Raw genomic sequence first — 22,250 nt, forward strand, 5'->3', positions numbered from 1 at the left:
GCGTGTCGGTTGGCACGCGGCCAACGCTTTGCCACGGCCGCCCTCGCCTCATGCTCAAGCCTGTTGCGTTGCTCACCCCGCGCCCGTCACCGTCGCGCGACCTCACCCTTCCCGATTGGCTGCTCGCCAGCAAGCTGGAGCCGCCGTTGCCGCGTGCCGGCGCGGTTGTGCGTGGCGGCCTGCTGGCCGTGCTGGATCAGGCGCAGGCGCGGCCGCTGACCCTGCTGCTGGCACCACCCGGCTTCGGCAAGAGCACGCTGCTGACGCAGTGGCACGCGCAGCTGCTGGCGCGCGAGCCGGGCGCCGTGGCATGGCTGTCGCTGGATGAAGAAGACGCCGAGCCGGCGCGCTTTCTCGGCCACCTCGCGCTTGCCCTGCAAGGCGCCGGTGCGGACCCTGCCCTGTGTGCGCCAGCCCTGCACGGCCGCGACCACGATCCGCGCGACGCACTCAATGCACTGATCCGCGCGCTGCGCGCGGCACCGCGCCGCATCAGCGTGATCCTGGACGACTACGACCGCCCCGGCGGCAGCGCGATCGACGAGCTGGTGTTGCGGCTGATCGAACACGCCGGCGGCCGCCTGCACCTGCTGTTGTCCACCCGCCGCGTTCCCGGCCTGCCACTGGCGCGGCTGGAATTGCAGGCCCAGCTCACGCGCGTCGGCAGTACCCAACTGGCGCTGGACGAGGACGAAGCACAGGCGCTGCTGGGTGCGCAGGTGGCGGCCCCGGTGGTGGACGAACTACGCCGCTATACCGAAGGCTGGCCGGTCGCCCTGCATCTGGCCCGGCTGTGGCTGGAAGTCGGCGCGCAACGCCAGCAGGAAGTGGCCATGCGGTTTTCCGGGCGCAACGCGCAGATTGCGGCGTATCTGGCCGAACAGGTGGTCAACGACCTGGATGCGGACACGCGCGACCTGTTGCTGCGCACCAGCCCGCTGGAGCGGGTCAACGCAGCACTGGCCGATGCGGTGCGCCAGCGCGACGACAGTGGCCGGCTGCTGGCCGGGCTGGAACATTTCCATGGCTTGCTGATCCCGCTGGATGGCGAGCGCGAATGGTTCCGCTACCACCCGTTGTTCGCGGATTTCCTGCAGCAGTTGCTCGATCGCGAACACCCCGCCGGCGCGCTGCAGATCCACCAGCGTGCCGCGCGCTGGTTTGGCGAACATCAGTACCTCTCCGACGCGGTCCGCCACGCCTCGCGCGGCGAATGCGGCGACCTGGCCGCCAGCTACGTGGCACGCGCCGGCACCTGGCAGTTGCTGCTCACCCATGGCACCCATCAGGTGCGTGCGCTGCTGCGCCACTTCGACCACCGCACCATCCGCGACACGCCGGCACTGAATCTCACCCAGGCGCATCTGCACATGAAGCTGGGCGAGTTCAGTCATGCACGTCTCCTGCTGGAGCGCTTCCGCGATTTTCCCGCCTCGCTGCGCGAGCCGTTGCAACGCGACTACACCGTGGTGGTGGCAGCACTGCGCGAGCGGCTGGATGAAATCTGCGGCAACCCGCATGGCCTGACCCAGATCGCGGGCCAGGCGGCCGCACTGGACGAAGACGACCATCTTGGCCGCGGCATGCTGCTGTGCATCTGCGCCGCCACCGCACTTGCGCAAGGTGGCTTCGCGCTGGCCGAGCGCTATGCGCATGGCGGGCGCGAGGCCATGGGACGCGGCGGCAGCGAGCTCGGCACCGGCCATGCGCTGCTGGTGTTGGGGCAGAGTTTTTTCTATCGCGGCCGGCTGGGCGATGCCGAGGCGTGCTATCAGCAGGCACTCAACGGCTGCCTGCGTGCGCCGCAGCCAGACCGCGTCCTGCAGGCCACCGCACACTGCCTGCTGGCGCAATTGCATTACGAACGCGGGCACCACGACGATGCCGCCGACCTGCTGCATCCGGCGCTGGACATCCTGGAGCAGCACGACGGCAGCACCGACGTGCTGGCCGCCGGCTACGACACCGCGCTGGGGCTGGAGCGCCTGCGCGATCACAGTGGTCGCAGCGCGGCCGCTTTGCTGGAACACGTGGAGCAGATCGCCCACGGGCGCAAGCTCGCGCGCCTGTCCGAACTGGCCGCCGCCTGGCGCTTGATGGTGATGCTGGAGCACCCGGGCAACGCCGCCATCGATGTGCTGATTGCACGCACCGGCGGCGAATCCGGGCTGGCGCATACCCTGCGCTCGCCGCACCGCTGGCGCGACCGAGCAGCGATGGGGTTCGCGCTCGCGCGCTGGCATCGTTTGGCCGGCCGCAGCAGCGCGGCGCTGACCATCCTGGGCCAGATCGAACAGGCCTGCCTTGCCAGCGACAACCTCTGCCACCTGGCACGCACCCGCGCACGCATCGCCCTGGTACTGCAACAGCGTGGCGAACTGGCCGCGGCATTGCCGTATCTGTACAGCGCGCTGGATCACGTTGCGCTGACCCGCAGCTGGCAAGCCATTGCAGAACTGGGGCTGCCGGCAAAAGCGATGCTGCGCTCGCTACGCCAGCACGACCCGCAGACCGTGGGCGGCACCACCCGCGCGCTCACCATCCAGGCCTTGCTGGACAGGCTCAGTGGCGACGACGATCCGGCCAACGATCTGTTTAGCGAACGCGAACTGGAAGTGCTTGCGCAACTGGCGCGCGGCTATTCCAACAAGCAGATCGCACGCTGCCTGCACCTGTCGGAAAACACCGTCAAATTTCACTTGAAGAACGTGTACCGCAAGCTCGATGCACGCAGCCGCGAAGCTGCACTGGCGCAGGCCTTGCAGCGCGGCTTGTTGCGCGAGATGGACCCACCAACAGGGCCAACCACACCCTGAGTTCAGCCGCGCATCACAGCCGTGGCTGGATGCGCGACAGGCGTAGAGCGATGCAGCGCGTGCACTGCATCACCCAAAGCGCAGCGTGCCCTTCATCATGGCCCAGTGGCCGGGGAACGAGCAGAAAAACGTATACGCGCCGCCCTTGCTCAACTTGCTGGTCGGGAAGGTCACCGTGGCGGTTTCACCCGCGCCGATCACCTTGGTGTGCGCGATCACGCGCGGGTCGGCCTTGGGCAGGTAGCTGTCGGCGATGGTGGAGCGCACGCCGGCGTTGGCCACCGCCTGGAAGTCATCGCTCTTGGTCAGCACCCAGTTGTGCCCCATCACCGTGGCGGCAAGTTTGCCGGAGTGCTTGAGCGTCACGGCGACTTCGGTGCAATCGGGAGCGATCGTGATCGCGCTCTGGTCGAACTTCATCTGGTCGGTACCGGTGATGGTCACCGCACAGGTCTTCGCCCACGCTGATGGTGCCAATGACACCAGCGCAAGCACGGCAATGGTCGAAAGCAGCTTCAAGGACACACTCCTGCAATAAAGGGTTGCGCGCTGCCCGGCCACGTAGATGCCGGTGCCGGATGCCTGACGCGGCGCGCATGCGTCGGCGCCGTCAGGGTACCGCGAGCAGGCACGCGGCAGGCAACCCCTGCCCGATGTTTTTGTCGCACGCGGCGCCCTGCGCTAGGCGTAGCGGAAGAAGGCATCCATTGGCGTCTGTACGCTTGCGGTGGCGTCGGGCAGCGGCAACGGGCCGCGTTTGCCGGCCATGACCTGCACGAAGGCCTGCTTGAAGCGCGCCATCTCCTCGGGCGTGCCCACCGTGATCCGCGACCAGGTGGGCCACACGGGCCAGCTGCGGCCGATAAATACACCGAAGGTGGCCATGGCGTCCTTGAAGCCGGCCGCAGGCTGTTTTACATCGACCATGAAGCAGTTGCTTTCCGAGGCGGTGCAGGCATAGCCCTGCTTGGTGAGGAAGTCGATGACATCGGTGCGGTTGGCCGCAGTGCGTGCGCGCCGTTGCGGCACCAGCGTGGCATCGCGCAGGCTGGCCAGGCCCGCCGCGGCCGCGGTCACCGGCAGGCTGTTGACGCTGTAGAACATCAGCTTGGCCAGCAGGTCCGGGCGTGCTGCCGCGTAGCCCAGGCGGATGCCGGCCATGCCGTAGAGCTTGGAGAAGGTGCGCAGTACCACCACGTCTTCTCCCGCGGCCACCATGTCCACCACGCTGCGGGTGCTCTGCGCGAAATGGATGTAGGCCTCGTCCACCACCAAAATGCTGCCCTTGGGCTTGTGCGCCAGCGCGTAGTCCAGGTCCTTGCGCGCAGTCACCGAGCCGGTGGGATTATTGGGATTGCAGATGTAGATCACGCCGGCGTTGGCATCGGCTGCGCACATCGCCTGCACGTCGTGCGAGAAGTCCTTGCGCAACGGCACCTTGACCAGCTTGGCGCCGTTGCGGGACGCAGCGCGCCAGCCGGATTCGTAGGTGGGGTCGGCGGTGACCAGCGCGGCACTGGGCGAGGTGAAGGCCAGCATCGTGTAGTCGAGCGGTTCGGTGGAACCGGCGTAGGCCATCAGGTGATTCACCGGCAGCTTGAGCTCAGCGGCCAGGGTGGTCATCAGCTCCATCTGCAGCTCACGCAGATACCGCCCACCCTGCGGCGCAATCTGGGTGATTGCCTTGATCGCCGCGGCACACGGGCCATCGGGAAACTCGTTGGAGCCGATCATCACCGGCGCCAAGGCGCCCGCTGTGGCAGGCGCGATGGCGGCCGAGCGTTCGGCGGCGCTGGCCAGCAGCGGCAGGGCGCTCCCGGCGGCACCGGCAAACAGGGCGGAATCACGCAGGAACCTGCGGCGCGACAGAGCGGTATGCATGGTGAACCTCCAGCAAGGCGACAAAGACGAACTCAAGGACGCACGGCAACCACTTCGATCTCTACCCGGTACAACGGGTTGCCCAGCGCGGCGATCTGAAACGCCGAGCGCGCCGGCAGATTGGGCTGCTCCTTGGTGCCGAAATACTGCCGGTAGCCCTCCATGAATCCGTTGAAATCCATCTTGCCGTCCATGGCCGGATCGCCGACCAGAAACACCTGCATCTTCACCACATCGCCCATCCCCAGGCCCAGCGATTCCAGCTGCTGCTTGATCTGCGCAAGCACGCTGATGGTCTGCGCCTTGGTATCGCCGTAGGCGGCGGCCGAGCCCTTCGGCGCTGTGGTGTCCACCACCGCCGGCACCTTGCCGCTGACATACACGGTGGCCTTGCCGGCCGGTACCTCCACGGCCGCGGCAATCGGGAAATCGCTGTTGGGAATCTTGTGGCGGATCACCTCGGCGGCCTGTGCGGCGGCAACACTTCCACACCACAGCACGGCGGCGGTGGCGGCAATCACGGCGGGACGGAACATGGCAACTCCTTGCATGAGGAAACGGTCAGTGGCGCAGCAGTTTGATGTCGTCGACGGTCACCACTTCGGCGTGGTCATTACCGAAATGAGTGCGCACATAGCTCACCACTTCGGCCACCTGGCGGTCGGTGAGCATGTCACCGAAACCCGGCATGCCGGCGTGGCCGTCGAGCACCATCATGGTGACGTACGGCGCGGCGGCGAGTTTGGGGTTGCCGGCCAGCGCCGGATATTCGCCCGCCCCCTGCGCCCCAGTGCCGCTGGGCATGTGACAGCCCTGGCACACGGCCTGGTAGACATGCTGGCCGGAGGCGGTGGCAAAGCCTTTCTGCGGATACAACGCGGTGGCATCGGAACTCTGCGCGCGTGCATCGTGCAGGCCAGGCGGCAGCAGCAATGCACCGATGCACAGCACCGCTGCCGCAGCGAACACACGGGGGAACAGCGTCATGCGCGAGCTCCTTGGGCAAGCACCTTGCGATGCAGGCGGCCGACCACGTCGTGCGCGGACAAGATCGCGCCCTCCTGCCAGGCCGGGATATAAGACACGTGCTCGCCGGCCAGCGCCAGACGGCCATCGATCTGGCACAGCGGCGCGTAATGCTCGGCGCGTGCGGCCTCGCTCCACATGCCAAAGCACCCATGCGTAAACGGCACACGATGCCAGCCCACTGCAATGCCGATTTCGAATTCGCGCGGATATTGCGGATGCAATTGCGTGCCGTATTCGACCGCCTTGCGCACACGCTGCTCCGGGGACATCGAGGTGAACTGGTAGGCGTCCAGACCCCAGACGTAGGCGCCCAGCAACACACCCTTGCCGGGGCTGTGATAGCCGGTACTGGGATAGCTGATCAGCGTGATCGGCAGATCGGTGTAGCTGATGCCGCCGTAGATCGCCTCGTCCTCTTCCCAGAAGCGGCGCTTGAACTGCAGCCCCACCTTCACCGACGCCGCGTACGGCACCTTGCCGATCGCCGTGGTCATCGCATCGCTGGCGGTGACCGGGATGCGGCTCAAGACCGAGAGGGGAATCGTGCAGATGCACCAGTCGGCACTGGCCACCTGTTCGGCGCCACCGCGCGCGGCATCCTGCCAGGACACGCGCACGCCGCTGCCGTCCTGATCAATCTTGGTGACCTTGGCGTTATAGGTGATGGCATTGCCGAGCTGGCGGGCAAACGCCTTGCCGATCTGGTCCATGCCGCCCACCGGCTGAAACATGGTGGTCTGCATTTCGTAGTTATTCCCGGCCGCCAGCGTGGTCCACAGCCGTGACCGCAGCACGTCCTGCACGCTGAAGGGATCGGAAAACTCCGGCTTGCCGGACAAACCGCCGCCCGGGTAGCGCGCAAAGCCGCGGCGCTCGCTGCTGTCCTTGCCCTTGACGTAGCCAAAGCGTTTGTCGAGCGCGCCCCAGGTGCGCAGCGATTCGAGCAGGATCTGCTGATCCTCGCTGCTCACCAGGCTGTCCAGTGCGTGTTGCTGGGTGCACTTGGCGAGCAGCTCGGAGACATGGCCCTTGTAGTCCGCATCGATGGCGCGGAAGCGCTGCGGCTTGCCATCGAAGCCGTGCTGGCTGTGCAGCAAGGCGTTGTAGTTGACCTGATTGAACGCCTCCAGCGCCACGCCGAACTGCTTGCAGTAACTCAGTACCGCGCGGTGGTGATGCGGGATGCGCCACGGACCGGGATTGAGGTAATGGCCCTCATCGAACTGGCAGTGCTGCGCCGCGCCACCGAGTTCGGTGTAACGGTCGCCGCCGCGCAATGTCCAGTTCCGGCCGCCCGGGCGGTCGTTGTATTCCAGCACCTGTACGCGGTACCCGGCCTTGCGCAACTCGAACGCCGCCGTCATGCCGGCCAGGCCGGCACCGAGAATCAGCACCGATGCCCCCTTGGCGTCACCATCGAGCTGCAGCGGCCCGGTAAAGGTGGATTCGGCCGCCATGCCCAGGCTGCTCATCGCCTGATACATCATCGCGCCGCCCGCGGTCATGCCGATCCGTGCCAGCAGTTGCCGGCGTGTCATTGCCCCAGTGTGTTTGCCTTGCATCAACGCGTGTTCCCCTGCATGTCATGGACCGGACGCGACCAACTACCGTGCGCTGTGCCTGCGGCGACCGCGTGCACCCTGCCGCACCGCTCACACACGCGGCCGGCAACACGACCGGCCGCGTTGGCGCCGTCAAAATTTGTACGAAAGACTCGCAAACACCTGCCGTGGTGCAATCAGCTGATACGAGCCGGAACTTTCATTCGGGAACACCGCGCCGATCGCGTCGTCCTTGTCGAACAGGTTGTAGACCGACAGTTGCAGCCGGCCGCCGGCCAGAAACCCGTCACTGCCGCCCTGATAGCCGACACTGCCATTGACGATGAAGGTGGCATCCACCTGATCGGTATTGAGCGTGTCGCCGTAGCGCTTGCCGGTGTACTTGGTGTCCAGGTTGGCGAAGAAATTCTCGCCCTCCCAGCCGCCGTTGACGCTGAACATCACCTTCGGCGAATCCGGCACTTCATTGCCTTCCACCTGCACCAGGCTGCCGCTGACCGGGCCGAAATAGTTGTCCTGGAATTCGGATTTGTTCCAGGTCAGCGAGGCGCCCAGCCGCCAGCCTGGTGCCGGCTTCCACATGCCGGAGACTTCTGCGCCATAGGTCTGCACGTCGCCGACGTTGGCGTACACCGTGGGCGCCACCACCAACGGGTCCGGGTCGGTCAACGCGATGATGCGGTTTTCGTAATCGATCTTGTAGGCGGCGATGTAGCCGCTCCACTGGCTGGATTCGGCGCGAATGCCGATGTCGATATTGGTGGATTCTTCCGGCGCGATGTCCGGATTGAACGCGCCCGAGGTCAGTGCCAGCCGCGGTGCGGAGCTGAAGTTCTCCGCATAGTTGGCGAACACCTGCACGCCATCGCCCAGCTGGAAACTGGCACCCACCTGCGGCTGGAACCAGTCACTGTTCTTGATGGTGACATCGCGGCGCACGCCGACATTGAAATCGTCGAGATTGGCGATGCCGTTGTAGTCGCGTTTGACATCCAGCCCCTTGGCGCCGAGTTCCAGCGTGAGCCGGTCATCGAGCAGGCGCAGCGTGTCCTTGATGTAGAGCTGCTTCACTTCGGTGGAGAAGTGGTTGTCGTAGTAGATGACGATCGGCAAGGCGCTTTTCAGCAACGCACCGGTGGCCGGGTCCAGGTTGTACAACGGCCGCACCTGATCGAAATCGTAGTTCTCGTACCAGGCACCGACTTCGAGTTTGTTGTGCTCGGTTTCCCACGACACCGCGGTGGTCGCGCCATAGCGGTCGCCGCCCATGATTTCCTCGCGCCGTGTCATCGCACCAACGCGGGTCACGTTACCAGCGGCATCCACAATCTGCGGGTCGTTGATGGCGATATCGGTGCGCCCCGGCGTGCCGGCGATGGCGTCGTTGTACAGACCGGTCGCCGTGCTCGGCGGAGTTCCGCCAACGCCATAGCCGTGCTTGTTCTCGTAGTAGCCGGTGAAGGTGAATCCGATCGCATCGTTGAACAGGAAGTCGCCATGCAGGCTTAGCAAGGAATCGCGGCGGCCGTTCTGCCACTCGCTGTAGTGCTCGGCGTCCACCTCGGGGTTGCCGGTGATGCGTTCGTGCAGGTCCCACGACACCGAGCCATCGGAGTTGTACGACTGCACGTCGTAGTCCTTGCGGTTGTTGTAGATCCAGCCCAGCGTCAGGCTGCCCGCGTCCCAGGCCTGGCGGATCTTGGCTTCGAAGTGATCGCTCTTTTGCGTGGCCGGCTCCATGTCCCACACCCCGCCCTGCGTGCGCGAGGCCGAGACGTAGGCACTCGGGCCACCGTCCCACCACTGCGGCGTATCCAGCCGCACGAAGCTGCGCACCAGATCGTCCGAGCCGATGGTCTGGGTAAGGTTGCCACTCCAGGTATCACCGCCTTTCGGTGGCAGGCTGGTGTAGCGGATCGCCCCGCCGAGCGCATGGTAGGAGGGCTGGGTGACATCGCCCGAACCGGCAGACACGGTGACATCCAGCAGGTTTTCGCTGGACACATAGCGGGTGATCGGCCCGCCTTCGCGGGTGTCGAAGGTTTCGATCGGAATGCCATCCAGGGTCACGCCGATCTGGTTGGCGGAAAACCCGCGGATGGTCATCGAATCACCGAACTCGTACAGGCCGAACGGGTCGGTGGTCTGCACATTCACGCCCGGCAGGCTGGCCAGCAATTGCTGCGGGGCCACACCGGGCACCTGCGCCTGGATTTCCGCCACCGAGATGGAGGCGGTGGTGCGGGTGGAGCCGGTACCCACCACACTGACGGCATCGAGCGTGCGTGCTTCCTGTGCAATGGCTGGCAGGCTGGAGGCACCCAGCAACAGTGCCATGGAGGCCGCGGCAGGGCGGCGGGTGAGCGTGGTGAGAGCGGCGGCGACCGAGGTCGCCAGATGGTCAGTCTTCAAGCGCTTGCGCATGCAATCCACCCCTGGAGTCGTGTGACGTGCTGGATGACCGGGAGCTCCCCAACCCGGTTGACACCGCGCTGTGCGGTACAGCTCGACCATACCCAGCACTACCGCAGCGCATGCCGCGCGCGGAGGGTAGGGGCGGCGCAGGTGGGTAGGCTGCTATCGAATTCAACTAGATGAAGCTGGAATGTCCCTACCCGTATGCGGGGAGGTGCGCTGCGGTAGTGACGACTTGCCAGCGCATGCGCGGATCGACGACGCTGCCGCGTTGCACATCGAGCACGGCCATGCCCACCCCGCGTCCCTCCCTGTTATTGCTCGATTTCGATGGCGTGCTGGCCAGCTATGCGCGGCCCAAACGCATGGCGGCGCTGGCTGCGATGGCCAACTGCACGCCGGCGCAGGTGCACGCCGTGTTGTTCGCGCAGGGGCTGGAGCGCAGCTACGACAGCGGCGACATCGATACGCCCACGTACTTGGCCCGTTTGAGCGATGCAGTGGGCCAGCGCATCGATCCTGCGGCCTGGGTGGCGGCACGCGTGGCCGCCTGCCGCGCCGATACATCGGTGGTGGCGCAGGTGCTTGCCGTGTCTGCACACACTCCGGTCGCCGTGCTCACCAACAACGGCCCGCTGATGGTCGAGGCGATCGAGCAGATCGTGCCGGCGCTGTTCCCGCTGCTGCGCGGCCGGGTGCTGTGCAGCGGTGCCCTGGGCGGCCGCAAGCCCGATGCACGCGTGTATGCACGCGCACTCGCGCAGCTGGGCGCACGCGCTGCACACACGCTGTTTGTGGATGATTTGTTCGTCAACGTGCGCGGCGCACGCGCGGCCGGCCTGGAAGCGGACACCGTGCGTGATGCACGCGGATTGCGCCGGGTCTTGAAGCGGTATGGGCTGGCGTAGGCGCGGTTGGGGTGTCTCTGCGTCGTCGCGCTACCTAGCGCTTCTGAATGTGTCTGCTAGGCCGCGTCGCAACTTGCCCAGACACGCTGCAGCTTTCCCACTCACTGCAACTCGAGCTGATCGCCGCAAACCGATCGCAGCGGCAGCGGCCAGTCATTGCGTCGCATCGGTTTTGACATCAGTTGCCAGAGACCAGAGGCATGACGGATTGCACGCACGACGCGATGCAATCAACAGGCACTGCCCCAGCTGCTGCTGAGGCTCGCATCTAAGTAATCTCTCGTGCCGCGATAGAACGCGAGCCAGTGCCCCACGCTGGCCGGCGCGGTGCCGGCCACGATGGCGCAGAACGCGCAGTCGCTGCTGTCAGTGCTGCGCAACGTACGCGGCGATCGCCAGGCGCAGGCGTGCCAGCCCGTCGGCCAGCTCGGCATCGGTGAGATTCAACGCCGGCACAAAGCGCAGCACATCCGGGCCGGCCTGCAGCAACAGCAGGCCGTGCGCGGCCGCCAGATCCAAGATCGCGCCCGCCTGGCCGGCATGCGCCGGTGCCAGCACCGCGCCCAGCATCAGGCCACGTCCACGAATCTGCGCAAACACACCGAACTCGGCATTCAGCGCTTCCAGGCCGGCGCGCAAGGCGGCCGACTGACGCTCCACGTTCTCGGCAATCTGCGGCGAGGCCAGCTTGCGCAACGCGACCCGCGCCACCGCCGCCGCCAGCGGGTTGCCGCCGAAGGTGGTGCCGTGCGCGCCGAACTGCATGGTCTCGGCCACTTTCGGCCCGGCCAGCATCGCGCCGATCGGGAAGCCGCCGCCCAGCGCCTTGGCCAGGGTGACGATGTCCGGGGTGACCTGCTCCTGCCAATGCGCGAACAGGCTGCCGGTGCGGCCCATGCCGCACTGGATCTCGTCCAGCACCAGCAGTGCGTCGTGCTGATCGCACAGCGCGCGCACGCGGGCCAGAAAGCCCGGTGCGGCCGGCATCACCCCGCCCTCGCCCTGGATCGGCTCCAGCATCACCGCCGCCACATCGCCGCTGGCCATGGCGCTTTCCAGCGCCGGCACATCGTTGAAATCCACGTAGCGGAATCCGCCCGGCAACGGTTCGTAGCCTTCCTGATATTTGGGCTGCGCGGTGGCGGTGACCGAGGCCAGCGTGCGGCCGTGGAAACTGCCGCGGAAGGTGACGATCACCCGCTTGTCGGCCGGCCGACCGTGGCTGCTGGCCCACTTGCGCACCAGCTTGATCGCCGCCTCGTTGGCCTCGGTGCCGGAGTTGCACAGGAACACCTTCTGCGCAAAGCGCGAGGCAGTGACCAGCTCTTCGGCCAGCTTCAGCGGCGGCGCGCTGAAGAACACGTTGCTGGTGTGCCACAGCTTGCCGGCCTGCTCGGTGAGCGCAGCCATCAGGTCCGGATCGTTGTGCCCCAGCCCGCTGACCGCGATGCCGGAGGACAGATCCAGATATTCGCGGCCCTGGTCGTCCCACACGCGACTGCCCTGGCCACGCTCCAGCACCACCTGGCGCGGGCGGTACACCGGCAGGTAGTAATGCGCGAGGGACAGGGGCGAATCGGCAGCGGTGCTCATGATGGCAGGGTCGAGGAAGCGGAGGGAGACCGGCATTCTCGCGCATTCGCCGGCCTGCGGCACAATGCACGCATGCGACCGCTTTCCGACCCCCAGCTCAATCCCGCCACCACCGACGGTTGGCGTCGCCAGTGGTTCGACATCATCTACCGCCACGACACCCGCCCGTCGCGCAATTTCGACCTGCTGCTGGTGGTCACCATCCTCACCAGCGTGGTGGTGATCATGATCGACAGCGTGCCGCGCATCCACGCGCAGTCCGCGCACTGGCTGGTGCCGCTGGAATGGGCGTTTACCGTGGTGTTCACCATCGAATATGCGCTGCGCCTGGCGGTAGTACGGCGACCGCTGCGCTATGCGCTGAGCATCTGGGGCGTGATCGACCTGCTCTCGATCCTGCCCAGCTACCTGTCGTTCTTCGTGCCCGGCGCGCAGACGCTGCTGGTGGTGCGCGTGCTGCGCATCCTGCGGCTGTTCCGCATCCTCAAGCTCACCCGCTACGTGGAAGAAAGCGGCCAGTTGCTCGATGCGCTCTGGCGCAGCCGGCGCAAGGTGCTGGTGTTCCTGTTCACAGTGCTCACCATCACCGTGATTGCCGGCGCCACGATGTACGTGATCGAAGGCCCGCAGCACGGTTTCACCAGCATCCCGACCAGCATGTACTGGGCCATCGTCACCATGGCCACGGTGGGCTTTGGCGACCTCGTTCCGCAGACCACGCTGGGCCGCTTCGTGACCTCGGCGCTGATCCTGATCGGCTACAGCATCATCGCCGTGCCGACCGGCATCTACACCGCCGAACTGGCAAGCAATCTGCGGCGCAAGGACGACGCCCAGCACCACGACGCGCGCGGCTGCCCGGCCTGCGGGCTGGAAGGCCACGAGCCCGACGCACGGTTCTGCCGGCAATGTGCCGGGCCACTCCCTGCTGCGTTCACTCACTGAGGCAAACGCGCACGCGGTGAGGTGTGCCGTCGCGTGCGACGACATCTGCGTGTGCGCGCCTGCTGTACTGGCGTCAGCGTGCGCTGTTACTCCAGCGCAATTGCCGCGCCACTTCATGTAAGGATGCGCGGCTGCTCCGTCATCCATGACGGCCGCCGGTCAGAAAAAGTGGACATGCGTGCAACAAAAAGAACGCGCCCATTTCATCAGGCGCGTCCTCGCCCAACTCAGCGCGTCATGCGGTTACTCATGTCGATCAGGTCGTTGTAACTCGCCAGCAGCGCCTGTCGCGTGCCGGCCGGCGGCAGCGAACTGTTGCTCTCCAGCAGCATCTGGTCGCTGCGGCTCAACGGCTCGTTGTTGCGCACGCGTTCGATGCGGCGCGCCGCCACGCTGACCAGCTTGTCGGCGGAGCGTTCCATATGGCCCCACATCGGGTCGCCATCACCAATCTTCGCCTTCTGCGCCTCTTCCAGGATGCCCTGGTAACGGGTCAGCTGCGTTTGCGCGGCGGCCAGATCAGGCGTGTCGCTATTGAGCGTGGTCACCAACTGCTTGCCTTCGCCGATGATCTTCAGGTGGTACCAGGCAGCGCTGCGGCCTTCGTCCTTTTCAATCGCATCGAGCTGCTGCTTGCGGCGTTGATCTTCGTTGCGCTCCAGCGCCGCGTCCATGGCCTCGCCAGCCTCGAAGAACGCGCTGTAGGCCTGCATCAGCGGTGCGTGCAGCGCCTGCATGCCCTTGGCGTCATCACGCCGATAGTCCTCGCGGTCGTAATAACGCGCGGCCTCTTCGATGCGCTCGTTGAGCGCGGTGAAGCGCTGCTGGTAGGCCTTGGCTGCCGGATCCAGCTGCGCGTTGGCCGGTTGCTCCGCCAACGCGGCGGTCATTGGCGCGCCGCAGGCTTCGACCCGATGCGACAACACCGTGCCCGGGCCGCGGATCTGCGATTCCTTGCCGGTCGGGCCCGCCTCCGGGTCTTTCATCCAGCCAATGTATTGCTGGTAGCTCTCGTGCAGTGGCTGCTCCACCGCGTTGAAACACGCGATGTAGGCATTGATCTTGTCGGCGCCTTCCACGGCAGCGGCGGCGGTGTCGCCCTTGTGGCAACCGGCGAGCAGTGCGGCAAATGCAATTGCCGTGGCGAGTGGCGCAAGGCGGGAATGCGGGGTCATGAGAGCTCCATGGGGTTGATGTAGGAATGCGCGATGCGATGGCCACAGTGGGCGGACGTAGCGTCCCCACCGATGAGGCCGTGATTGGATGGCGGTACATGCTTCACGGCATGCACGCGTGTAGATGCGGGCATGTGGATTGCCGGTGCGGCAGTGCCATGCACGCCCGACCGGTGGGTTGCCGAAAGGGGAGCGCTGAAGATTCGCTGCAGGCCCAGGCTGCCGAGCGCATGCCGATCCACGAGGTCGTCAGGGCCGACGCGGCCACAAGGTAAACGCCAGCGCCCTTGATGGGCCGACCGCGGCGAGATCTGCCGTGAATGTGTGCAGTCAACTGAGGCATCCCGTCCGCGCGCACGTATCGCGCAGCAGCTCGGCGCGCCGCAGCCTTACCGGAGAATGCACCGGCTGCGTCAGCTACAGCCGTGCGCTCGCAAGCGCAACGGTGCTGCGTCGCGCTACCGAACGGAGAGACCCTCGGACTGACATGCCGCTGACCTGGCTGCGCCGCAACCTTGACGCCCACAGACACTCCAACGACGGCTCCTTTCCCAAGCACGCACACCGGCACACATCCTTGTTGAAAACGATTTCAGCAGCGCACGATAGCAAACGCGGCCGTGAACCCGCCGTGGTCACTCCAGAAACAGATCCGGTAGCAGCGCACGCTGTGGGTCCACGGCGTAGCCGGACAGATCGGTAATGCCGGCCTGTGCCAGCACTTCGTCATCGATCAGGAACTGACCATGAAACCCGGCCGCATCGCGCGTCAGCACCGCATGCGCGGCATCGGCCATGATCTCGGGCCGGCGGCAAGCGGCCGCGTCCACGCCCGGGAGCATGTTGATTGCGTCGGTGGCAATCACCGTGCGAGGCCATAGCGCGTTGATGGCCACGCCCTGCGGCCCGAACTCGGCGGCCAGCCCCAGGGTAACCAGGCTCATCCCCATCTTGGCCAGCGTGTAGCCGGTATGCGCGCCCCACCATGCCGGGTTCAACGACGGCGGCGGCGCCAGCGTGAGGATGTGCGGGTTAGGTGCCTGCAACAGATGCGGCAGGCAGGCCTGCGCGCAGACGAAGCTGCCGCGCGCGTTCACCTGTTGCATCAGGTCGAAGCGCTTCATCGGCGTGTCCAGGGTGCCGCGTAACCAGATCGCGCTGGCGTTATTGACCAGGATGTCGATGCCGCCAAAGGTATCCACGGTTGCGGCCACCGCCGTGCGCACCTGGTCTTCTTCGCGGATGTCGCACTTAAGCGGCAGCCCCTGCCCGCCCGCCGCGTTGACCGCCGCCGCCGCACTGTGGATGGTGCCCGGCAACTTGGGGTTGGCCACCGCCGACTTGGCCGCAATGGCCACGTTCGCGCCATCGCGCGCCGCACGCAACGCAATCGCCAGGCCAATCCCACGCGAAGCACCGGTGATGAACAGGGTTTTGCCGGATAACGTCATGGGATTAGGGAGTCGAGATTGGGGATTGGTAAAAGCTTACAGCGCACGGCACTACGCCCTGACGAATCCCCAATCCCGAATGCCTAATCGCTGCCCCTCAGGGCTTGGGCCCCTGCCCTTCGTTGTCTTCCCAGTGCAGCACGCGGCGGGTTACGAAACGATAGACCGGCTTGCCGGTGGCGAACCATAGCTCGCGGATCCAGGAGGGGCGCTTGAGCACGCGGCGCTCCACCGGGGTGATGGCCGCCGGGCAATACATGCGCTTGTGCTTGAGCAGGTGGCGCAGGTCCTCGCGTGCAAGCAGACGCATCCAGCGCGCGCGCGGCGGGCCACGCACCGCCAGCTGAAAATCGATCACCGCCGGGCTGCCATCGTCCTGCACCAGCCAGTTGGCTTCCTTGGCCAGATCGTTGTGGGCCACCCCGCGCCGATGCAGTTGCTGCAACAGGCGGCGGGCGGCGCGGAAATACGCCAGGTCGCCGCGTGGCGGGCGTTGGTACATCGCATCGCCGGCCAGATAGCTGCGATCCAGCTGGCGGCCGTTCCAGCCCAGCAGCCGTGGCGTGCGCGCCATTCCGTCCAGTTGCCGCAAGGCCAGTGCCTCGCGCCGCGCCAGCCACCAGGCCACGCCGCGCAGTAGCCAGGGCGCAGCGCTCAGATCGCGACGCACGAACATGCGCTCGCCCTCGCGCACCAGCAGAATGCGGCCGAAGGTGTCGGACTTGAGTGGCAGCTCGCCGGAAGGGTCTGAATGCATCCCCCATTGTAGGCGGCGCTCGCACCATCACAGCGAAGCGCGCGCACCTGCGCGCAGCACGCGCGCCTTCACGCGCAGCGTCGCAACCGCAGGTGAAGCGCGCCGGCCGATGTGAGGACCACGCAAGTCAGCCGCCGCCAGGCCCACCTATAATTCGGGGGATGAACTCATGGATCGACGCCACGCTGGAGTGGATCGGACACCACCCCACCTTGGCTGGCGTGGTAATCTTTGCGATTGCCTTCTGCGATGCGGTCATCGTGCTGGGCGCCATCGTGCCCGCTTTGCCGCTGTTGTTCGCCATTGGCGTGTTGATCGGGCTTGGCCAGATCAACGGGCCCTATGCGGTGATCTGCGCCACGTTGGGCGCCTTTATCGGTGACGCACTGAGCTTCTGGGTGGGCCATCGCTGGGGCCATCAGCTGCACACCTATTGGCCGTTCCGCCGCTACCCGCAATTGCTGGAGCGCGGCGAATTGTTGTTCCGGCGCAATGCGTTCAAGAGCATCGTGATCGCGCGCTACGTGGGGGCGGTGCGGCCGTTCGTGCCGGCCATCGCCGGCATGTCGCACATGCCGTTCAAACGCTATCTGATCGCCAGCGGGCTGGCCTGCATCTCGTGGGCGTTGCTGTTCCTGGTGCCCGGCTGGGTGTTGGGCACTGCGTATGACGCGGTGGCCGCGGTGGCCGGACGGTTGTTTGTGGTGGTGGCGTTGCTGGCAGCGGTGATCGGCCTGGCCTGGGCGGTGGTGTTGTATTCGTACCGCTGGTCGGCCGGCCATCTCGATGCGCTGCTGGCACGGCTGCTGGAGTGGTCGCACCGTCACCCGGTGCTGGGCAACTGGTCGGTGAGCGTGTTCGACCCGCGCCGCCGCGAGTCGGTGCCGCTGGCGATGATGGCGCTGATGCTGCTGTTGCTGGGCTGGGGCTGGTTCGTGCTGTTGATGGTGGTGCTGGCACACGGCGAGCCGCTGCGCGTGGACCTGGCCGTGCACGATCTGATGCTGGCCCTGCGTAACCCGCTGGCCGACTACCCGATGGTGGCGCTGGCCTCGCTGGGCGATTGGCAGGTGCTGCTGCCGGCGATCGCCGCGGCGATGGGCTACCTGGCCTGGCGTGGGCGCTGGATGGCCGTGACCCATTGGGTGATCGCGCTGGCGTTTGGGCTCGCCTTGACCCAGCTGCTGGGCGCCACCGTGCAGGTGGTGCGCCCACCGGCGGCAAGCAGCGGCTTCGGCTTCCCGTCGGTGGCCGTCACCATGGCCACGATCGGGTTCGGCTTCTTCGCACTGCTGATTGCGCGTGAGCTGCCCGGGCGGCGTCGCGTGTGGCCGTACCTGGTCAGCGGCGCAATCGTCTCGCTGATCGGGTTCGCGCGGTTGTACCTGGGCGCGCACTGGCTCAGCGACGTGGTCGGCGGCATGTTGTTCGGCATCTTCTGGCTGCTGGTGCTGGGCATCGCCTATCGCCGCCGTGCCACCCGCGCGTTCTGGGTCAAGCCGGTGTCATGGCTGTTCTACGGCGTGTTCCTGGCCTGCGCGATCGCATTCGCGCCGCGCAATCTGGTGGCCAAACTCGCCAAGTTCGAACCGCCACCGCCGCTGTTGATGGAATTGCAGGCCAGCGATTGGTGGAGCGGCCAGTGGCGTCTGCTGCCGGCCCGCCGCAATGAGTTCGACGACGACCAGCGCTGGCCGCTGGATGTGCAACTCGCCGGCCCGCTGGCACCGCTGCAGCGTCAGCTCGAAGCACGTGGCTGGCGGGCGCAACCGCAAGCCGGCTGGGAGCAGGCGCTGCATCTGCTGGATGTGAGCGGGCGCCCGGATGAAGTGCCGATCCTGCCGGCCACCCTGGATACGCAGGTCGAAGCCCTGCTGATGGTGCGCCCGGCCGCACCCGGCCATGTGCATGTGCTGCGGCTCTGGCCGGCCACCGCGCGACTGCTGCCAGACGCACAACCGCTGTGGGTCGGCAGCACCCAGACGCTGCGTTACAGCCGGCATTTCAGCCTGGTCGGGCTGTGGTACCCGCTGCGCGGTGTGGACCCGGCACTGAGCGCACTGCGCGATGCACTGGGGCCGCTGCCGTATCGGGTGGAACAACGTCGGCGCTCGCAGGTGCCGGTGATGCTGATCGACGCAACACCGCACGGCGGCCCGCGGCGTGAGCCCTCTGCCGCGCACCCCGCCACCGCGGCTCAGTCCGAACAGAGTGCTGCACAGCGCGATGGCCCGCCGCGCTGATGCGTGGCTGACGCGTGGGCAGCAGGCGGAGGCGGTGAGCAGCCGCGCCACGTTGATGGCTGCACCGTAGAGCCACTGTGTGTGGATTTTTCTCGCACACCAGTTTGGCAAGAAATGCGCATTGCACTACGCAGGTCGAGCGTGGCGACGGAGCGAATGTAGCGCCGGGCTAAAGCATCCGCGTCGCGCTATTAGTGACACCCAATGTTTGCTGCCGAGCGATCGCGTCTATCTCCGCGAAGCCCTTTGGCAGTGCGCGTGTAGTTGGCATCCGCACGCGTGCGGCACGCGCGGCATGCAGCCATCACACAATCGCTCAGCGATTTGCCGCACCACCAAAGACAACGCACCACAGCACGCAGCCACGTGCTCGGCGCCTTATTCCTTCACCACAACACTCCATCCACCGGCTGCATCGGCTCCGGTGCGCGCTCACCGATGGCTTGCAACGCATCGATTTCCACCGTGCGGCACATGCTGTCCAACGGCAGGTCGTGGATGGTGTTGGCGAACGGGTCAACCAGCTCGTCGCCGATCTTCAGCACCGCCAGGAACATCAGCCCGGCCACGGTGGAGCCCACCGGTGTGGCGTATTGCAGGGTTTCCACCAGCCCGATCGGCAACAGGATGCAGAACACGCGGGTGAACAGGTTGGGGTAGAACCGGTATTGATACGGCAGCGGCGTGTTCTTCAACCGTTCCATGCCGCCCTGCGCGTTGGCAATGTCCACCAGGATGCGTTCCACACTGGCCTGCTGGATGCTGTCGATCCAGCCATCGCGCCGCGCCTGTTCCACTGCGCGCCCGGTGGTGTCGAGCAATCCGTTGGCTACGTTGGTGCGCGTCACCACGGCAGCCACTTCGTCCGCATCCAGGCGTGGCTCCAGCTCCACGCCCACCGGCAGCCGCCGCAACTGACAGCGCAACGCGTGCACATAGGCCACCTGACGCAGCGCGATGCTGCGCCCCACTGCTGCTGCGTCTGGCGCGGACAACACGCTCACGCACAGGCGCACCAGATTGCGCGAAGCATTGATCATCTGCCCCCACAGCACGCGGCCTTCCCACCAGCGTTGATAGGTGGAATTGGCGCGAAACCCCAGGAATAACGCCAGCGCCGAACCGAAGATCGTCAGCGGCAGCGCCGGTGCTCGGAACGGCAGCACGTAATAAATGATGGTGACCAGCACGTCCCACACGAACAGCACCGCCAGCGTTCGCCACACCTGCAGGAAGACATCGGTCACACGCGGTTTTACATCGATGATCACGGCACACCCCGGTCGTTAACCAACCGCGCCAAGCGCATTCCCTGCGGGATGCACTGGCGCACTCAAGCGTGCGGAGTCTGCCGTTGCAGCGGTGCAAGTGCGGTGAGGAATCACGCGCGCACATCACACTCCGCAGCGGTTATGGCATCCAGGCCAGCAGTTGCTCCAGGCGGCGATGCGGGTCGTCCTCCTGCAACAACGACAGCCGCTGGCCTTCGCTCAACGGCAGCAGCTCGGCCAGGCGCCAGCCCACCCAGGCAGCTTGATCGAGCAGACCGGGGCCAGCGGATGCAAATTCGCCGCCCACCTGCTCCAGCATGCGTTCGAGCACGGTGGCGAGCAGACCATGCTCGGGGCGCAGCTCGTCGTCGCTGTCCGGCTCACACCAGCTCACCTCACCCACCACCAGGCCGTTGTCTCGCACGCGCGAGCGCTGCACGCGAAAGCGCCGGGTACCACGCAGGCGCAAGACCAGCACGCCATCGGCGCCCACATCGAAATCCTCGATGCGCACCTCGGTGCCGTACGCCGCAGGAACCGCCGGCGCCCCCACATCGCTGCCATCCAGGATCAGGCACACGCCGAAACTGCTGCCGGTCCGCCCGCAATCGCGCACCAGATCCAGATAGCGGCGCTCGAACACGCGCAAGCCGATCGTCGCACCGGGCAGCAACACGCTGTGCAGCGGAAACAGCGGCAACGAGGTGATCTCGGCCGGCATCGTGGGCTGCACGGTCATGCCAGGCCTGCCAGGAAGCGGCGCGGCGCACCATCGAAACCGCCATTGGACATGAACACCACGTGGTCGCCCGGCTGCGCGATCTCACCCAGCATGCGCAACAACGTGTCCACATCCTGCGCGACATGCGCCTGACCACGCACCTGCGCAATGATCGGCGCCGCGTCCCAGGCCAGTTCCGGCCGATGCAGGAACACCACCGCATCGGCATCGTGCAACGACGGCGCCAGTGCCTGCGCATGCGCACCCAGGCGCATCGAATTGCTGCGCGGCTCCATCGCCACCAGCACGCGCGCAGTGCCGACCTTCGCGCGCAGCCCCTGCAGCGTGGTGGCGATCGCCGTGGGGTGATGGGCGAAATCGTCATAGACGGTGATGCCCTGCGCCTGCCCCAGAACTTCCAGCCGCCGCTTCACACTCTGAAAGCGCGCCAGCGCAGGCATCACCGTTACCGGGTCCACGCCCGCCGCCTGCACCGCGGCCAGCGCCGCCAACCCGTTGAGCACGTTGTGGCGCCCCACCAATGGCCACTGCACCCGGCCGATCTCCACACCCCGGTGCAGCACGGCGAAGCGGCTGCCATCGTCGGCCAACAGCCGCGCACTCCAGTCCAGCGCCGGATCGAATCCAAAGCGCTCCACCGGCGTCCAGCAGCCCATCGCCAACACCTCGGCCAGCCGCGCATCCTCGCCGTTGACGATCAGCCGCCCGCGCGCCGGTACCGTCCGCACCAGGTGATGGAATTGGCGCTGGATCGCGGCCACGTCCGGAAAGATGTCGGCGTGGTCGTACTCAAGATTGTTGAGGATCGCCACCAACGGGCGGTAGTGCACGAACTTGCTGCGCTTGTCGAAGAACGCGGTGTCGTACTCGTCCGCTTCCACCACAAATTCCCGGCCCTGCCCGAGCCGCGCCGAGACGCCAAAGTCCTCGGCCACGCCACCGATCAGAAAGCCCGGCGCCCGCCCGGCGGCCTCCAGCAGATAACTGAGGATGGTGGTGGTGGTGGTCTTGCCGTGCGTGCCGGCCACGGCCAAGGTGTCGCGCCCGGGCAACACCTGCTCGGACAGCCATTGCGCGCCCGAACTGTAGCGGCGGCCCGCATCGAGCACTGCTTCCACCGCCGCATTGCCGCGCGAAAGCGCATTGCCAATGACCACGTCCTGCGCATCGGCGGAAATGTTGGCGGGCAGATAGCCCTGCGCCAGCCGAATGCCCAGGGTTTCCAGCTGCGTGGACATCGGCGGGTAGATGGCCTGGTCGCTGCCTTCCACCTGCCAACCCAGTTCGCGCGCCAGCGCGGCAACGCCGCCCATGAAGGTCCCGGCAATGCCGAGGATGTGGAGTTTGCTCATGGACTCATTGTCGCCGATCGCCGGAGTTGCGGGATATTCGAATCCGCACCGCACCCAAACGTCAGGAAACCCCTACCGGGCTGTCGGGAACTTCCCGATACACGCGGGTA

The 22,250-nt window shown here is 66.3% G+C and carries 17 protein-coding genes; 4 read left to right on the forward strand and 13 right to left on the reverse strand.

Annotated features, from left to right (window positions below; all coding sequences use genetic code 11):
- The first annotated feature begins 50 nt into the window (after window positions 1-50).
- Entirely contained in the window at window positions 51-2,816 is a 2,766-nt protein-coding gene (locus tag ACD584_RS10775) for a LuxR C-terminal-related transcriptional regulator (protein WP_076037126.1), read from the forward strand.
- A gap of 69 nt (window positions 2,817-2,885) precedes the next feature.
- Here ACD584_RS10775 and azu read toward each other — a convergent pair whose 3' ends face one another.
- The 6 genes from azu to ACD584_RS10805 form a co-directional block, all read right to left on the reverse strand.
- Window positions 2,886-3,335 carry an azurin gene (gene azu / locus ACD584_RS10780; RefSeq protein ID WP_011038376.1) on the reverse strand — a complete coding sequence of 150 codons (450 nt, stop codon included), beginning with the start codon at window positions 3,333-3,335 and terminating at the stop codon, window positions 2,886-2,888.
- A 162-nt stretch (window positions 3,336-3,497) separates the two neighbouring features.
- Entirely contained in the window at window positions 3,498-4,697 is a 1,200-nt protein-coding gene (locus tag ACD584_RS10785) for a pyridoxal phosphate-dependent aminotransferase (protein ID WP_076037127.1), read from the reverse strand.
- A gap of 32 nt (window positions 4,698-4,729) precedes the next feature.
- The gene (locus ACD584_RS10790; RefSeq protein WP_012437470.1) at window positions 4,730-5,233 is read right to left on the reverse strand and encodes a RidA family protein; all 504 of its coding nucleotides are present in this window, start codon (window positions 5,231-5,233) and stop codon (window positions 4,730-4,732) included.
- 25 nt (window positions 5,234-5,258) lie between these two features.
- Window positions 5,259-5,684, reverse strand: a complete 426-nt coding sequence (locus tag ACD584_RS10795; protein WP_076037128.1) for a cytochrome c — start codon at window positions 5,682-5,684, stop codon at window positions 5,259-5,261.
- A complete protein-coding gene (locus ACD584_RS10800) occupies window positions 5,681-7,288 on the reverse strand; it encodes an NAD(P)/FAD-dependent oxidoreductase (protein ID WP_175611677.1) in 1,608 nt (535 codons plus the stop codon). The genes ACD584_RS10795 and ACD584_RS10800 overlap by 4 nt, the downstream gene beginning before the upstream one ends.
- Window positions 7,289-7,420: 132 nt before the next feature.
- Window positions 7,421-9,700 (reverse strand): TonB-dependent receptor, encoded by a 2,280-nt coding sequence (locus ACD584_RS10805; RefSeq protein WP_175611865.1) that lies wholly within the window; start codon window positions 9,698-9,700, stop codon window positions 7,421-7,423.
- Window positions 9,701-9,993: 293 nt separating this feature from the next.
- Between ACD584_RS10805 and ACD584_RS10810 the strand changes: the two genes are divergently transcribed.
- Entirely contained in the window at window positions 9,994-10,611 is a 618-nt protein-coding gene (locus ACD584_RS10810; RefSeq protein ID WP_115006858.1) for an HAD-IA family hydrolase, read from the forward strand.
- 366 nt (window positions 10,612-10,977) lie between these two features.
- Here ACD584_RS10810 and ACD584_RS10815 read toward each other — a convergent pair whose 3' ends face one another.
- Window positions 10,978-12,204: an acetylornithine transaminase gene (locus tag ACD584_RS10815; protein WP_042597573.1), complete on the reverse strand. Its 1,227-nt coding sequence runs from the start codon at window positions 12,202-12,204 to the stop codon at window positions 10,978-10,980.
- A gap of 72 nt (window positions 12,205-12,276) precedes the next feature.
- Here ACD584_RS10815 and ACD584_RS10820 point away from each other — a divergent pair, with 72 nt between their 5' ends.
- A complete protein-coding gene (locus ACD584_RS10820) occupies window positions 12,277-13,149 on the forward strand; it encodes an ion transporter (RefSeq protein WP_012437465.1) in 873 nt (290 codons plus the stop codon).
- A gap of 227 nt (window positions 13,150-13,376) precedes the next feature.
- Here the strand turns inward: ACD584_RS10820 and ACD584_RS10825 are convergent, their stop codons facing one another.
- The 3 genes from ACD584_RS10825 to ACD584_RS10835 all read right to left on the reverse strand — a co-directional run bounded on the left by ACD584_RS10825 (window position 13,377) and on the right by ACD584_RS10835 (window position 16,532).
- A complete protein-coding gene (locus tag ACD584_RS10825; RefSeq protein ID WP_076037132.1) occupies window positions 13,377-14,324 on the reverse strand; it encodes a YiiG family protein in 948 nt (315 codons plus the stop codon).
- Window positions 14,325-14,959: 635 nt separating this feature from the next.
- Complete coding sequence (locus ACD584_RS10830; RefSeq protein ID WP_076037134.1) at window positions 14,960-15,775, reverse strand: NAD(P)-dependent oxidoreductase; 816 nt, start codon at window positions 15,773-15,775, stop codon at window positions 14,960-14,962.
- A gap of 97 nt (window positions 15,776-15,872) precedes the next feature.
- Complete coding sequence (locus tag ACD584_RS10835; RefSeq protein ID WP_076037135.1) at window positions 15,873-16,532, reverse strand: serine/threonine-protein kinase; 660 nt, start codon at window positions 16,530-16,532, stop codon at window positions 15,873-15,875.
- Between the two features lie 161 nt (window positions 16,533-16,693).
- Here ACD584_RS10835 and ACD584_RS10840 point away from each other — a divergent pair, with 161 nt between their 5' ends.
- Window positions 16,694-18,775 (forward strand): bifunctional DedA family/phosphatase PAP2 family protein, encoded by a 2,082-nt coding sequence (locus ACD584_RS10840; protein WP_042596920.1) that lies wholly within the window; start codon window positions 16,694-16,696, stop codon window positions 18,773-18,775.
- Window positions 18,776-19,161: 386 nt separating this feature from the next.
- Here the strand turns inward: ACD584_RS10840 and ACD584_RS10845 are convergent, their stop codons facing one another.
- The 3 genes from ACD584_RS10845 to mpl all read right to left on the reverse strand — a co-directional run bounded on the left by ACD584_RS10845 (window position 19,162) and on the right by mpl (window position 22,140).
- Entirely contained in the window at window positions 19,162-20,046 is an 885-nt protein-coding gene (locus tag ACD584_RS10845; RefSeq protein WP_042596922.1) for a bestrophin family protein, read from the reverse strand.
- Window positions 20,047-20,185: 139 nt separating this feature from the next.
- The gene (locus ACD584_RS10850) at window positions 20,186-20,785 is read right to left on the reverse strand and encodes an LON peptidase substrate-binding domain-containing protein (protein ID WP_372356098.1); all 600 of its coding nucleotides are present in this window, start codon (window positions 20,783-20,785) and stop codon (window positions 20,186-20,188) included.
- Window positions 20,782-22,140 (reverse strand): UDP-N-acetylmuramate:L-alanyl-gamma-D-glutamyl-meso-diaminopimelate ligase, encoded by a 1,359-nt coding sequence (mpl, locus tag ACD584_RS10855; RefSeq protein ID WP_076037136.1) that lies wholly within the window; start codon window positions 22,138-22,140, stop codon window positions 20,782-20,784. Before mpl ends, ACD584_RS10850 begins: the two co-directional genes overlap by 4 nt.
- Window positions 22,141-22,250 lie beyond the last annotated feature (110 nt).

It is taken from the genome of Xanthomonas sp. NCPPB 2922 (genome assembly GCF_041520885.1).
In the GTDB taxonomy this organism is placed as follows: Bacteria; Pseudomonadota; Gammaproteobacteria; order Xanthomonadales; family Xanthomonadaceae; genus Xanthomonas; species Xanthomonas campestris.